Genomic DNA, 13343 nt, shown 5'->3' with positions numbered 1-13343 from the left:
CGTCCGCGGCAAGCAGCCGCTGGCCGGCCGCGCCCGCCGCCTGGAAGGCACGCTGCTTGGCCCGCGCGGCGAAGATTCCGTGGCGCTGCGCCTCGAAGACGGCGCCGAGGTTGAGCTGCCCCTAGCCGAGGTCGACGGCGCGAACCTGATCTACCGGTGGGACCGGAAGAAGCCCAAGCCCTGACGGCCGCTTCCACCCGCTCCCGTTCCTTCACAGGACCACGACAGCCATGAACAACGCGACGCAGATCCTCGCGGCCTTCCGCGAGATGACGGCGAACAAGGCCCTCTCGCGCGACGAGCTATACGACCTGATCAAGGACGGCATCCTGGCCGCCCTCGCCAAGCGCTACGGCCCCAACGTGGAGGCCGAGATCGAGATCGACGAGGGCACCGGCCGCATCGGGATCGTGGTGCTCAAGGAGGTCGTGGCCGAGGTCGAGGACCCCTCGCGCGAGATCTCGCTCGAAGAGGCGCGCTGGGACGACCCGGACTTCGAGGTCGGCGACATGATGGAGGTGCCGGTCGAGTTCGCGCAGTTCGGGCGCAACGCCGTGATGGCGGCCAAGCAGCGCATCCTGCAGCGCGTCCGCGAGGGCGAGCGCCAGAAGATCCGCGACGAGTACGAGGGGCGCGTGGGCGAGCTGCTCAGCGGCGAGGTGCAGCAGGTGGAGCGCGGCAAGCTGGTCGTCCTGCTCAACCGCGCCCGCGAGGCCGACGCCATCATCCCGTGGAAGGAGCAGAACCCGCGCGAGCGGTTCCGCCAGGGCGAGACGATCCGCGCGGTGCTGAAGAAGGTGGAGGAGACGCCCAAGGGGCCGCGCCTCATCCTCTCCCGCGCCGACCCGCTCTTCGTGGCCGCGCTCTTCCGCCTGGAGGTGCCGGAGATCCAGCAGGGCATCGTGGAGATCCGCGGCAGCGCCCGCGAGGTCGGCGGGCGCAGCAAGCTGGCCGTCTCCTCGCGCGACGAGTCGATCGACCCGGTGGGCGCCTGCGTGGGCCTCAAGGGATCGCGAGTGCGCGCCGTTGTGCAGGAGCTGGGCGGCGAGCGCATCGACATCGTGCCGTGGCACCCGGACCCGGAAGTGTACGCCAAGCGCGCGCTGGCCCCGGCCCGCGTCGCCAAGGTGGTGTCGGACTACGAGGCCCGGACCATGACGGCCATCGTGGACGACGACCAGCTCTCGCTGGCCATCGGCCGCGCCGGGCAGAACGTGCGGCTCGCGTCGCAGCTCATCGGCTGGCAGATCGACCTCTTCGGATCGCGCGAGTGGCTGGAGCACGGCGCCGAGCGCGCCCTGTTCGGCGGCGGCGCGGACTCGGAGTACGACTCTTCGGACTTCCCGCTGCGCGACCTGGACCTGGCCCCGGCGACCCTGGCGGCGCTGGAAGCGGCCGGATATACTACGTTTTTTGACGTGATCGATCTGGACCGCGACGACCTGCTCCGCATCCCCGCCATCGGCGAGGCCGAGGCCGACCGCCTGGTGGCCTTCATCGAGGAGATGACGGTGGAGGAGGACGAGGCCGCCGCGCCCGCCCCGGCCCAGGCCCCGGAAGCCGCGGAGGACTTGACTTCCTCGGGCGGCGCCGAGAACTTGCCGGTCTGAGGCGCATCGCAATGCAAGACGAGACGCGTTCCGTCCCGGCCCGTCCGGAGCGGGCGCTCCTCGACCTTCTCGGGCTCGCCGCGCGCGCGCGCGCCCTGGCCAGCGGCACCGACGCCGCCCGCCAGGCCGTACGCGACGGCGAGGTCCGCTGCGTGATCGTGGCGGCGGACGCATCTCCCACACAAGCGAAGAAGCTGGTTCCCCTCATGGAAGCACGGGGGGTGCGCTTCTTCACCTGCCTGAGCCGGGAGTCGATCGGCGCCGCCACGGGGCGGGGCCCGGTCTCGGCCGTGGGGATCACCAACGACAGCTTCGCACGACGGGCCGCCGAGCTGGCAGCCGCGCTTTCATCGTAGGTTCGAGCACAGGAGAGAGTTGCACCATATGCGTGTGTACGAAGTAGCCAAGGAACTAGACGTTTCGGCCGAGGCTTTGGTGCACCTCCTGAGGGAGATGGACATCCCCGTGCGCAGCCACATGACGCCGCTCGCAGACGAGCACGTCGCCCGGCTTCGCACGGTGCTCGAGCGCGAGCGCAGGCTCGGTCACGTCAACACGGTGGAAGCCGTCGAGGCAGCCATCGGCGACGTGCAGCAGGCCCCCCGCCGCCGCCGCCGCGTCCGCGAGGACCAGCCGGGCGACGGCGAGGACTCGACCGCGTCGCCGATGGCGGACGCGGCCGACGCGCTGGGCGCCGAAGCGGCCGAGGAAGCCGCCGAGCGCGGCGCCGACCTGGTGACCCGCGGCGGCGCGGAGCCGCGCGGACCCACCATCGTGGTCGACACCGCCGCCACGCCGCCCGCCGACGTCACGCCGGCCCCCGCGGCCGAGTCCGCATCGCCCGAGGCCGCGCGCCCCGAGACGGTGCGGCCCGCTTCCGCGCGTCCGGAGACGGCGCGTCCGGCCAAGACGGTGGATTTCGCGCCGGAGCAGCCCGTCGCGTTCGAAGCCGCCGAGCCGCCGCCCGCCGCGGCGGTGCAGCCCGAAGCGCCCGCGGCCGAGGAGCAGCGCCCCGCCGCCGAGGCGCCCGGACAGCCCGCGGCGCCTTCCGCGCCCGAGCCGCTGCGCTTCGTCTCCGGCCGGCCCACGCCGCCGCCGTCGGTCCGTCCGGCTGCCGGCGGCCCGCGTCCGGCGCGCCCCGAAGGCGGGCGTCCCGCGGGCGGCCCGCCGCTGAGCGCACGTCCGCCGCAGCCCGCGGCGGGCGACCGCCGCTACGACAGCGGCGTGGTGCACCACGCGGGCGGCGACCACGACCGCCGCCCCACCGACGCGCGCCGCGACATGCCGCCGCGCACTGCGCGGCCCGAGTTCGGGCCGCCGCGCCCGGCCCGCGCCGGCGCACCCCCGGCACCGGCCCGCGCCGGCGCCGCTGGCGCACGCCCCGGCGGTGACCTGCCGGGCACCGGAGCCTCGGCCGGCAAGAAGAAGGACAAGAAGAAGGGCAAGAAGGGGAAGGGCTGGGTAGACCAGGACGCCGTGGACGCCAACTTCCGCAAGACGATGGCGGCCATGGAGACGGGCGGCCGCCGCAAGCGGCGCGGCTCGCGCGACCAGGGGCCCACCATGCACGAGCGCATGGAAGAGGAGCGGCTGCGGACCCGCGCCGAAGAGGCGGAGACGGTGCGCGTCAACGAGTTCCTCACCGTGGCCGAGCTCTCGGAGCTGATCGACGTGTCGGCCACGCAGATCATCGGCAGCGCGTTCAAGAACCTGGGGCTGATGGTCACCATCAACCAGCGGCTGGACTTCGACCAGATCGAGCTGCTGCTGGACGAGTTCGGCTTTAAGGCCGTGCGCGAAGAGGAATACGGCGCCGAGATGGAAGAGGCGCTGGAGGCCGACGAAGAGGACGACCTGGCCCCGCGTCCGCCCGTGGTCACGGTCATGGGCCACGTGGACCACGGCAAGACGTCGCTCCTCGACTACATCCGCAAGACCAACGTCATCGCGGGCGAGTCCGGCGGCATCACGCAGCACATCGGCGCGTACCACGTGGAGCTGCCCGGCGGGCGAGCCATCTCGTTCCTGGACACGCCCGGCCACGCTGCCTTCACCGCAATGCGCGCCCGCGGCGCCGAGGTGACCGACGTGGTCATCCTGGTGGTCGCGGCCGACGACTCGGTGATGCCTCAGACCATCGAGGCCATCAGCCACGCCCGCAACGCGGGCGTCCCGCTGATCGTGGCGGTCAACAAGGTCGACCTGCCCGACGCCAACCCCATGAAGGTGAAGCAGGACCTGCTGCAGCACGGGGTCGTGCTCGAGGACTTCGGCGGCGACGTGATGTCGGCCGAGGTGTCGGCGAAGAAGGGGCTGGGGATGGACGACCTGCTGGAGAAGGTGCTCCTGCAGGCCGACATCCTGGAGCTGCGGGCCAACGCCAACCGCGAAGCCAGCGGCACCGTCATCGAGGCGCAGCTGGACGTGGGCAAGGGCCCCGTCGCCACGGTTCTGGTCACCAATGGCACCCTGCGCGTGGGCGACCACGTGGTCGTCGGCCTCTACAACGGCCGCATCCGCGCCATGCTGGACGAGCGCAACCGTCCCGTGGCCGCCGCGGGCCCGGCCATCCCGGTGCAGATCCTCGGCCTCCCGGGCGTGCCCGGGGCCGGCGACCAGCTGCTGGCGATGGACGCCGACCGCGCCGCCGAGATCTCGCAGACGCGGCAGCGGCTGGACCGCGAGAAGCGCATGCGCATCAAGAGCCGCGGCGTGAAGCTGACCGACATCACCAAGATGCTGGCGAAGGGCGAGCGCGCCACGCTCAACCTGGTGATCAAGGGCGACGTGGACGGCTCGGTGCAGGCGCTTTCGGACGCGCTGGAGCAGCTTTCCACGCCCGAGGTGCTGGTGCAGGTCATCCACCGCGGCGTGGGCGCGATCAACGAGTCCGACGTGCTGCTGGCGACCACCTCGGCCGCCATCGTCATCGGCTTCCACGTCCGCCCCACGGGCGAGGCGCGGCAGGTGGCGGAGCGCGAGGACATCGACATCCGCCTGTACAACATCATCTACGAGGCGGTCGAAGAGGTCCGCTCGGCCATGGAGGGCCTGCTCTCGCCGGAGCAGCGCGAGGTGATGCTGGGCACGGCGCAGGTCCGCCAGCTCTTCAAGGTGCCGCGCGTGGGCACGGTGGCCGGCTGCATGGTCACCAGCGGCGTGCTGGACCGGAAGGGCAAGATCCGCGTGATCCGCGACGCGGTCCAGGTCTACGAGGGCGAGCTGGAGTCGCTGAAGCGGTTCAAGGACGACGCGAAGGAGGTCCGCGAGGGCTTCGAGTGCGGCCTGAACATCAAGAACTTCAACGACATCAAGGTCGGCGACGTCCTCGAGTGCTACCGCGTGGAAGAGGTGGCGCGCACGCTGGCGGGCGTCGCCGAGGCCCGCGAGCGCTAGGCCATGGTGGTCGGGCTGGCCGCTTGGGAGCTGATGCTCCCGGGCTGCTCCTCCCTCAAGGAGAAGCGCATGGTGGTCCGGTCGCTCAAGGACCGGCTCCACCACCAGCTCAACGTCTCGGCCGCCGAGACGGCGCACAACGACACGCACGACCGCGCCGAGATCGCGGTCTGCGTGGTGTCGAACGACCGGAAGCACGCCGCATCGGTGCTCCAGGCGGCCGACAAGCTGGTGGAAGACGAGGGGAGGGCGCGCATCCTCGACTCGTACACGACTTTTTACTGAGAGCGGCGGCGAGCCCGGACACTCCCGGCCCGCCGCCGCCTTCTCGTTCGGGGGGCAGGACCATGCCGCAGTTCAAACGCACAGACCGCATCAACGAGCAGCTCAAGCAGGAGATCACCCTGCTCGTGCGCGACGAGGTCCGCGACCCCCGCGTGGGGCTCGCCACCGTCACCGCCGTTGCGACCTCGCCGGAGCTGGACCACGCCAAGGTGTACTTCACCACGCTCGGCGACGACGAGGAGCAGGAGGGCGTCCTCGCCGGGCTGCGCAGCGCGGCGCCGTTCATCCGCAGCCAGCTCGGCAAGCGCCTGCACATGCGCCGCATCCCCGAGTTGCACTTCCAGGTGGACCGCGTGCTGGAGGAGGCCAACCGTATCGAGCGCCTGCTCCGCGAGGCCCTCCCGGCCGACGGCGTGAGCCGCGAGGAAGGCACCTTCGAGAGCATCGCCGCCTCCGAATCGTCGGACATCGATTCGGACGACGACGGGACGGCGGTGGATGAGACGACGGCGGATCCGTCGGCGACGGACGAGACGCGCGGCGAGGAGTCTCGCGATTGAGCTGCCGCTCCGCCGGCCCTCGCACTTCGTACATCCCGCTCCCCCGCCGAAGCATCGGTAGGGGGGCACCTGTGTGTGCCCCCGTCTTTCGGCGCGCGACCGGGCTCGGCTCGGCGAATGAATTCGCGGCAACGACGGCGCAAAGTCCGCCTTCGCGGACTAACACCTTTCCGGGCATCGCCGTTCGTCTGCCGAATCGTAGCCGGGGGTGTGGCGGATGAGCGAGATGAACGGGGTGCTGCCGATCGACAAGCCGGTCGGGCCGACGTCGCACGATGCGGTGGCGATGACGCGGCGCGGGCTGAAGACGCGGCAGGTGGGGCACACGGGCACGCTCGATCCGTTCGCCTCCGGCCTGCTGCTCGTCTGCGTGGGCCCCGCGACGCGGCTGGCGGAGTACCTGACCGCGCTTCCGAAGACGTACGTCGGCACGATTCGCCTGGGCGCATCTACCGACACCGACGACCTCACCGGCACGGTGGTATCGGAGAGCGACGGGTGGAAAGCGCTGACGGAAGATGAGGTGCGCGCGGCCCTTGCGCGGCAGGTGGGGACGATCGAGCAGGTGCCGCCCGCGTACTCGGCCAAGAAGGTCGACGGCGAGCGGATGTACGCCATCGCCCGCCGCGGCGGCGAGGTGGAACGGAAGCCTTCGACGGTGACGATCCACCGGATCGGCATCGTCTCGTTCGACCTGCCGGACGTAACCGTCGAGGTGGAGTGCGGCAGCGGCACGTACATCCGCGCCATCGCCCGCGACGTGGGCGAGGCCTTGGGCGTCGGCGGCCATCTCACGGCGCTGCGGCGGACGCGCGTCGGAGTTCACTCGGTCGACCGTGCCGTGCCCATCGATCAGCTCGGGGATGCGGAGCGTGTGGCCGCCGCGCTGATCTCGCCCGCCGACGCCGTCTCGCATCTCCCGAAGGTGCCGGTGGACGAGCGGGGCAGGGCGGAGCTCGGCTTCGGCCGCGCGCTTCCCGCGCCCGCCGACGCGCCCGAGGGCCAGCCGCTCGCCTTCGTCTCGGCCGACGACGGCGCGCTCCTCGCCATCGGGGAGCGATTCGGCGACGTGGTCCGCCCGCGGAAGGTGTTCGTATGACGGGCGAGCGGGGAGATGCCGATCTGCCTGTCGCGCCGGTAGATGCACGGCGTTCGGACGATGCGTATCCTCCCGCGGCCCGATCCGCCTCCGCCGATGCGGTAGCTTCTGCCGCTTCAGCCGATGCGCAGCCGCCCGCGAATCCCGGCGCCTCCGCGGATGCGTCGCAGGCGTACGCGGTCGATCCCGCGCTGCCGCTGGCGATCCCTCGCGACGGGCGGGGCAGCCTGGTCACCGTCGGCACGTTCGACGGCGTGCACCTGGGGCACCGCGAGGTCTTCCGCGAGCTCGCCGCGCGCGCCGAGCGCACTGGCCGCCGCAGCGTCCTCGTCACCTTCCATCCGCATCCCCTGCGCGTAGTGCGCCCGGAGGCGGCGCCGCCCGTGCTCACCAGCCTGGCGGAGAAGAAGGAGATCTTGGCCGAGTCCGGCCTGGAGTACGCCGTCTTCCTGCCCTTCACGCCCGTCCTCCAGCAATACTCCGCCCGCCGCTTCGTCGAAGAGATCCTGATCGGCCGCCTGGACATGCGCGAGCTGGTGATCGGCCACGACCACGGCTTCGGGCGCGGGCGCGAGGGCGGCGCGGACACGCTGCGCGAGATCGGGCGCGAGCTGGGCTTCGACGTGGACGTGGTCGACGCGATCACGCTGGACGGGCAGGAGATCTCGTCCAGCCGCATCCGTGCGCAGCTCGCCGCTGGCGACGCGGAGGGCGCCGCGAGCCTGCTGGGGCACCGCTACTGGCTGGACGGCGTGGTGGTGCAGGGCGAGCGGAAGGGCCGAGAGCTGGGCTTCCCCACCGCCAACGTCCGCCTGGACGAGCCGGAGAAGCTGCTTCCCAAGGAGGGCGTGTACGCCGCGTTCGGCTGGGTGCGCGGCGAGCGCCTGCCCGGCCTGCTGCACCTGGGCCCGCGCCCCACCTTCCCCGGCTTCTCTCCCACCATCGAGCTGCACCTGCTGGACTGGAGCGGCGACATCTACGGCGAGCGCGTCCGCGTCGAGGTGGCCAAGCACCTCCGCGCCATCGAGAAGTTCGACTCGGTAGATGCGCTCATCACCGCCATGCGCGGCGACGAAGCCGCGGGGCGGGCGTACTTCGCGGCCAGATGATGTAGGCTGGCGAGGCAGTCCCCCGCTTCCTCACGATCCGAAAACCTCTGGCGCTGCTCCGGCCGGGGGTTTTGCTCGTTCCGCCTCCCACCATCGGCCGTTGTCCCACGTCGGACGATCCGCCCGACATCCCTCCACAACGCCTCGCTCCTCGATTTCGCCTTCGGCAACCGTTACACGCCTGTTTACTGACCGCTCTCCGCTTTCGAACGAACTCTCTCCCTAGCTCGATGCGACCGGTATCGGCCGATGAGGTGACCAATTGTTTCAGGTAAACACTGGTGTTTATACGGTAAAGCCGTTGGGGTACCACAGATGCGAAATGAAGCGGTGACTTTCTATGTCAGAATGGGTACGCTCCTTTTAATAGATCCTCTTGACACTTCCCACCCGTCGTTTTAGGGTGTGATCCCCACAGCGGGTGTCACTGCGGACTCCTGACCGAAAAGGAGGCATGCACGTGGTCAACACGCGATGTCCGGGCTGTTGAACGTGGCTGGCGCCGTCTCCCGGGCGGATGAAACGCCGCACGTCTCGAAACTCTTCCTGCGCTTCTGGCGCGATTTCCTCCGCGCCTACCGCGGTAAGTTCGCGTGGGTCGGCACGCTGATGGTGCTGAGCGTGCTCCTGCAGCTACCGGCGCCGCTCTTCACGATGTACGTGGTGGACGCGGCGGTCGCCGGCGCCAAGCTGGACCGCATCACGCTGATCTCGCTGGCGTTCGCGGCGCTCGTCCTCCTCCGGCACGTGTTCGCCTTCGTGAACGAGCGGGCCACGCTCGTGCTGAAGGAGAACATCATCCTCGACCTGGCCTCGCACCTCGTCGAGCACCTGCACGGGCTTCCCCTCTCGTTCTTCTCGCAGCACCACTCCTCGTACCTGCAGGCCAGGGTCATGAACGACGCCCGCGGCATCGAGGGCGCGCTGGTGCGCACCCTGGTGACCGTGGTGATCAACGGGCTGACCTTCTTGGTCGGCCTGGGCTTCGTGCTGTACGTGCGCGTGGAGCTGGCGGTGATCCTGGTGCTGTTCGTGGTCCCGTTCGCCTGGATCCGCCACGCCGCCAACCGGCAGATGCGCGTGCTGAGCGCCGACATGCAGGAGAAGCAGGCGGTGGCCTCGGCCGCGGTGGCGGAGAGCTTCGCAGCGGTGCGCACGATCAAGGCGTACGGGCGCGAGAGGCTGCAGCAGCGCGCGGTGGCCGACCGGCTGCGCGACCTGCGCGACATCTACGTGCGGGTCAACTGGTTCGGGATCGTGAGCACGGTGGGCACCTCGCTGGTGACGGGGCTGTGCAGCGTGTTCGTGCTGTGGTACGGCGCCCGGGCCGTGGTGCTGGGGCAGATGACGATGGGCCAGGTGGTGGCCGTGCTCGCCTTCCTCAGCTTCCTGTACGCGCCGGTGAACGCCGTCATCGCAGCGAACCTCAACGTCCAGCAGTCGGCCGCGGCCATCCAGCGGCTGTACGAGTTCCTGGGGGAGCCGCGCGAGCGCACCGGGGGCGGCGAGCTCCCGCCGCTGCGCGGGACGATCGAGATGCGCGGCGTTCGCTTCGCGTATGCGGACGGGTCGGAGGTGCTGGCGGGGGTAGACCTGCGGATCGAGGCGGGCAGCACGGTGGCGCTGGTGGGACGCTCCGGGGCGGGGAAGAGCACGCTGGTGAACCTGCTCGCGCGCTTCTACGAGCCGGGTGGCGGCCAGGTGCTGCTGGACGGCGCCGACGTGCGCACCCTGGCGCTGGAGCCGTTGCGGGCCGCCGTCGGCATCGTGGACCAGCAGACCTTCCTGTTCAGCGGCACCGTGGGCGACAACGTGCGCTTCGGGCGTCCGGAGGCGAGCGACGCCGAGGTGGAGGAGGCCTGCCGCCGCTCGTTCGCGCACGACTTCATCGCGCAGCTGCCGGAAGGCTACGCGACGACCGTGGGCGAGCGCGGGGTACGGCTCTCGGGGGGCCAGTGCCAGCGCATCGCCCTCGCGCGGATGTTCCTCAAAGACCCGCCGGTGCTGATCCTGGACGAAGCGGTCTCTGCCGTAGACTCGGAGTCCGAGGCCGAGATCCACGACGCGCTCGTGCCGCTCATGCGCGGGCGCACCACCGTGGTCATCGCCCACCGGCTGTCGTCGCTGCTCCTGGCCGACGAGGTGCTCCTGCTCGACGAGGGCCGCATCGTGGAGAAGGGCTCCCACGCCGAGCTGGTGGAGCGCAACGGGCTGTACGCGCGGATCTTCCGCGAGCAGTTCAAGCCCCAGGCGCTCTCGCACCTTCCCGCCGACCGTTCCCTCACGCCCGCCTGAGAGGAGGCGCGTCATGCAGCAGCACCCCACCCTTAGCCGCTACGTCACCCCGCCGCGGCTGCGCTCGTGGACCCAGGACGAGTGGTTCCTCTACTTCGACCCGGCCAACTTCGTGTGGACGCGGGTGAACGAGAGCGGGCGCTACCTCATCGAGCTGCTGCGGAAGCACCGCTCGGTGCCGCAGATCGCGCAGCGCATCGAGCAGGACTTCGGCATGCCTGCGGCAGACGCCGTGCAGGCGGTGAACGCCTTCTGCGAGAACCTGGTGGGCGTGGGCTTCCTGCACCACGACGAGTACCGCGAGCGCGAGCGGAGCGAGTACCACAACCGCCCGTTCCCGGCGCACATCTACCTGCACATGACGAACGAGTGCAACCTGAAGTGCCCGTACTGCTACAACCGCGACGACCGCGACTACAAGCTCAAGCTGCAGCTGGAGCAGAAGTTCGCGCCCACGCTCTCCACGGCCGAGTACAAGCACCTCATCTCGCGGCTGGTCGAGGAGGGGATCCGCCGGATCTTCTTCACCGGCGGCGAGCCGCTGATGCGGCCGGACCTCATCGAGCTGGCCGAGCACGCGCGGTCGCTCAGCGACACGGTGGGCCTGGAGCTGCTGACCAACGGCATCCTCATCAAGGGCGAGCGGGTGCGGCCGATCTGCGAGCTGTTCGACGCGGTCACCATCAGCCTTGACGGGCACGAGCGGCATATCCACGAGCACTTCCGCGGGCGCAACACCTTCGCGCCCACGGTGGCGGGCGTGCGCCGGCTGGTGGAGATGAAGGAGAAGCTTGGCATGGACCGGCCGTACGTCGCGATCGTGCCGGCGCTGACCGACCTCAACATCGGCTTCATGAAGGAGATGTTCGAGTTCGCCCTCGACGGGCTGGGCGCCAACGGGCTGGCACCCATCATCTTCCAGGCGGGCGACCACCAGGAGCTGAGCCTCCAGCAGATCCCCCGCCTGCCCGTGTTCCAGCGCGAGGCGGACCGCACCAAGGAATACCTGCTGGAGCGCCAGGCGAATCGCGCGCGCGCGCGCGAGGAGGCGGGCCTGCCGCCCCCGGCCCGCGGCGCGCCCGAGCCCATGCTGCCGCGGCAGGACTGCGGCGTGGGGCACGGCGAGATCAGCGTGGACCCGTCGGGCTACGTGTACCCCTGCCAGTCGCTGCACTTCGACGAGTTCCGCTGCGGCAACGTCCGCGAGGCCGACATCCAGCGCATCTTCCTGGATTCGCCGGTGATGCAGCGGGTGCGCGGCACCAAGGTCCAGGACCTGGCGGTGTGCCGCCACTGCGACCTGCGCGAGCTGTGCAACGGCGGGTGCCGGGCCACCGCCTACAACGTGTACCGCGATTTCGAGGCGCACAACGAGATCTACTGCCGGCACCTGGAGAAGATCGCGGTGGGGCAGATGTGGATGGCGAGCGACCTCACCCTGGAAGAGGCCGTCGAGATCTCCTGCAGCCCCAACTGACCCGGTGCCGGAAGGGAACACCGCCGCGACCGACTTTTCGGGCGCGGCGGAGGGACCGCCGCGTTCGGGGCGGCCGTAGCAGGCAACCCTCAGCCATGGAAGGGGGTGAGCTCTTGTTCGATCTTCAGGACGTCGCCGGTCCCGGCGCGCAGGGGAACGGCGGCGCGCGCAGCCGCCGCGGCCGCGCCGGAGGGGCCGGCGGAGACAACCGGGCACGGACCCGCGACCTGCCCCCGGGCGGGTGACGCGGATGGCAGCCGGCCGGCCATGCTCCATCGGCGGACCGGAAGCGGAAGGACGCGGTTTCCGCAGTTCCTGACCCTACTCACCGAAGAGGTGGACCATGTTCGATCCCCAGGGTTTTGCGGGCCTTACCGACCTGAGCGCCCTCGCCGCGGCGTGCGCGTGCGGCTGTGCGTGCGGCGGCGCGGGTGGCGGGAGCGGAGCCGGCGCGGGTGCGCAGATCGCGCGTCCGGCGGCGTCGTAGTCGGCAGCGAGCAGCGCAGCCCCCGGCGGGTTCGCCCGCCGGGGGCCACTCGCCTCCGGCACGCGGACGGACGTCCGTGCCGCGGGCGACGACGGTCCACCCCTTTTGAGGAGGACGTGCGCAGATGTTCACGATGTGGGTTTCGACCTTCGCCGTCGCGGGCACCCCCGCGGAACCCGCCGCTCCGCCGCTCGAAAGCCCGGACGCCGCCGTCTCGGCCGCCGGGCACGAGCCCGCGCTGCACCTGGCCGGCGCACGGCTCTCCGTGGACGGCGAGCCGGTGCTGGGGCCGATCTCGGTGCAGCAGAGCCGTTTCGGCTACCTCTACTTCTACGTCCCGGGGCGGGGGCTGTACACGATCGGGCGGCAGGCGTTCGACGGGGCGGAGCGGGCGGGGACCTTCCGGGGAGAGCGGCTCTCGGTGGAGGCGGGCGGGGCGAGCCTCCTGCTGGAGTCGTCGATCCCCATCCTCTCCTGCGGTGAGGGCGACGCGTGGGTGCACCACGAACCGGACATCCAACTCAACGTACAGGGGGTCCTCTATGGCTACGGCGACGCTCCGTCCATCGCTGCCCAGTGGCGGGACCGGTTCGGCGGGGGGGGCGGGTGACGCGCCCGCCCTGCACGTCTGGCCGGGCCCGCTGCTCACCCACCTGGAGAGCCGCCGCGCATCCGGGCTGAACGGCTACCGGCAGCTCGGCGGGTACTCGCTGCTGGCGCGGGTGTCGGACGCCGGGGATTCCGAGCCGTTCCTGGCCGAGCTGGACCGCGCCGGAGTCCGCGGCCGGGGCGGCGGCGGCTATCCCACGGCCCACAAGTGGTTCCTCGCCGCGCGCGGGGAAACCGGCCCGAAGCACTTCGTCTGCAACGCCAACGCGCACACGGGCGACCGGAAGGTGCCGTACCTGCTCGCCCTCTCGCCGCACGCCGTACTGGAGGCGGTGGCTGTGGGCGCGGTGCTCTCCGGCGCGTCCGAAGCCTACCTCGCCCTCCCGGCGGACGACGGCCTGACCGGGCTCTACGAG

12 protein-coding genes are annotated in these 13343 nt (G+C 70.9%); all 12 read left to right on the top strand.

The annotated features are described in order from the left end of the window. Positions 1-184: hypothetical protein (locus tag VFE05_17340; protein ID HET6231844.1), on the top strand; the 184-nt coding region annotated here is incomplete at its 5' end. Between the two features lie 46 nt (positions 185-230). Then, positions 231-1610, top strand: coding sequence for a transcription termination factor NusA (nusA, locus tag VFE05_17335; protein HET6231843.1), 1380 nt, complete (start codon positions 231-233; stop codon positions 1608-1610). 11 nt (positions 1611-1621) lie between these two features. Next, positions 1622-1966: a ribosomal L7Ae/L30e/S12e/Gadd45 family protein gene (locus tag VFE05_17330; protein HET6231842.1), complete on the top strand. Its 345-nt coding sequence runs from the start codon at positions 1622-1624 to the stop codon at positions 1964-1966. A gap of 79 nt (positions 1967-2045) precedes the next feature. Then, positions 2046-5006 carry a translation initiation factor IF-2 gene (infB, locus tag VFE05_17325; protein ID HET6231841.1) on the top strand — a complete coding sequence of 987 codons (2961 nt, stop codon included), beginning with the start codon at positions 2046-2048 and terminating at the stop codon, positions 5004-5006. Between the two features lie 3 nt (positions 5007-5009). Continuing rightward, positions 5010-5291: a DUF503 domain-containing protein gene (locus VFE05_17320; protein HET6231840.1), complete on the top strand. Its 282-nt coding sequence runs from the start codon at positions 5010-5012 to the stop codon at positions 5289-5291. 62 nt (positions 5292-5353) lie between these two features. Continuing rightward, a complete protein-coding gene (rbfA, locus tag VFE05_17315) occupies positions 5354-5851 on the top strand; it encodes a 30S ribosome-binding factor RbfA (protein ID HET6231839.1) in 498 nt (165 codons plus the stop codon). A gap of 217 nt (positions 5852-6068) precedes the next feature. Continuing rightward, a complete protein-coding gene (gene truB, locus VFE05_17310; protein HET6231838.1) occupies positions 6069-6950 on the top strand; it encodes a tRNA pseudouridine(55) synthase TruB in 882 nt (293 codons plus the stop codon). Next, positions 6947-8059: a bifunctional riboflavin kinase/FAD synthetase gene (locus tag VFE05_17305; protein ID HET6231837.1), complete on the top strand. Its 1113-nt coding sequence runs from the start codon at positions 6947-6949 to the stop codon at positions 8057-8059. The genes truB and VFE05_17305 overlap by 4 nt, the downstream gene beginning before the upstream one ends. A 474-nt stretch (positions 8060-8533) precedes the next feature. Continuing rightward, entirely contained in the window at positions 8534-10354 is a 1821-nt protein-coding gene (locus tag VFE05_17300) for an ABC transporter ATP-binding protein (protein HET6231836.1), read from the top strand. Between the two features lie 13 nt (positions 10355-10367). Next, on the top strand, positions 10368-11831 hold the full coding sequence (locus tag VFE05_17295) for a PqqD family peptide modification chaperone (GenBank protein HET6231835.1): 1464 nt from the start codon (positions 10368-10370) through the stop codon (positions 11829-11831). Between the two features lie 620 nt (positions 11832-12451). Further along, positions 12452-12928: a hypothetical protein gene (locus VFE05_17290; protein HET6231834.1), complete on the top strand. Its 477-nt coding sequence runs from the start codon at positions 12452-12454 to the stop codon at positions 12926-12928. After that, positions 12861-13343: hypothetical protein (locus VFE05_17285; GenBank protein ID HET6231833.1), on the top strand; the 483-nt coding region annotated here is incomplete at its 3' end. The genes VFE05_17290 and VFE05_17285, both read left to right, overlap by 68 nt.

This window comes from Longimicrobiaceae bacterium (genome assembly GCA_035696245.1).
Lineage (GTDB): Bacteria > Gemmatimonadota > Gemmatimonadetes > Longimicrobiales > Longimicrobiaceae > DASRQW01.
The sequence above is the reverse complement of the archived record's forward strand: the minus strand, read 5'-3'. Positions and strand labels throughout refer to the sequence as shown.

What these genes read in the sequence shown, in the direction of transcription:
- nusA (HET6231843.1), top strand. Translation starts at nt 231, where the DNA reads ATGAACAACGCGACGCAGATCCTCGCGGCCTTCCGCGAGATGACGGCG.
- VFE05_17330 (HET6231842.1), top strand. Translation starts at nt 1,622, where the DNA reads ATGCAAGACGAGACGCGTTCCGTCCCGGCCCGTCCGGAGCGGGCGCTC.
- VFE05_17320 (HET6231840.1), top strand. Translation starts at nt 5,010, where the DNA reads ATGGTGGTCGGGCTGGCCGCTTGGGAGCTGATGCTCCCGGGCTGCTCC.
- rbfA (HET6231839.1), top strand. Translation starts at nt 5,354, where the DNA reads ATGCCGCAGTTCAAACGCACAGACCGCATCAACGAGCAGCTCAAGCAG.
- truB (HET6231838.1), top strand. Translation starts at nt 6,069, where the DNA reads ATGAGCGAGATGAACGGGGTGCTGCCGATCGACAAGCCGGTCGGGCCG.
- VFE05_17305 (HET6231837.1), top strand. Translation starts at nt 6,947, where the DNA reads ATGACGGGCGAGCGGGGAGATGCCGATCTGCCTGTCGCGCCGGTAGAT.
- VFE05_17300 (HET6231836.1), top strand. Translation starts at nt 8,534, where the DNA reads ATGTCCGGGCTGTTGAACGTGGCTGGCGCCGTCTCCCGGGCGGATGAA.
- VFE05_17295 (HET6231835.1), top strand. Translation starts at nt 10,368, where the DNA reads ATGCAGCAGCACCCCACCCTTAGCCGCTACGTCACCCCGCCGCGGCTG.
- VFE05_17290 (HET6231834.1), top strand. Translation starts at nt 12,452, where the DNA reads ATGTGGGTTTCGACCTTCGCCGTCGCGGGCACCCCCGCGGAACCCGCC.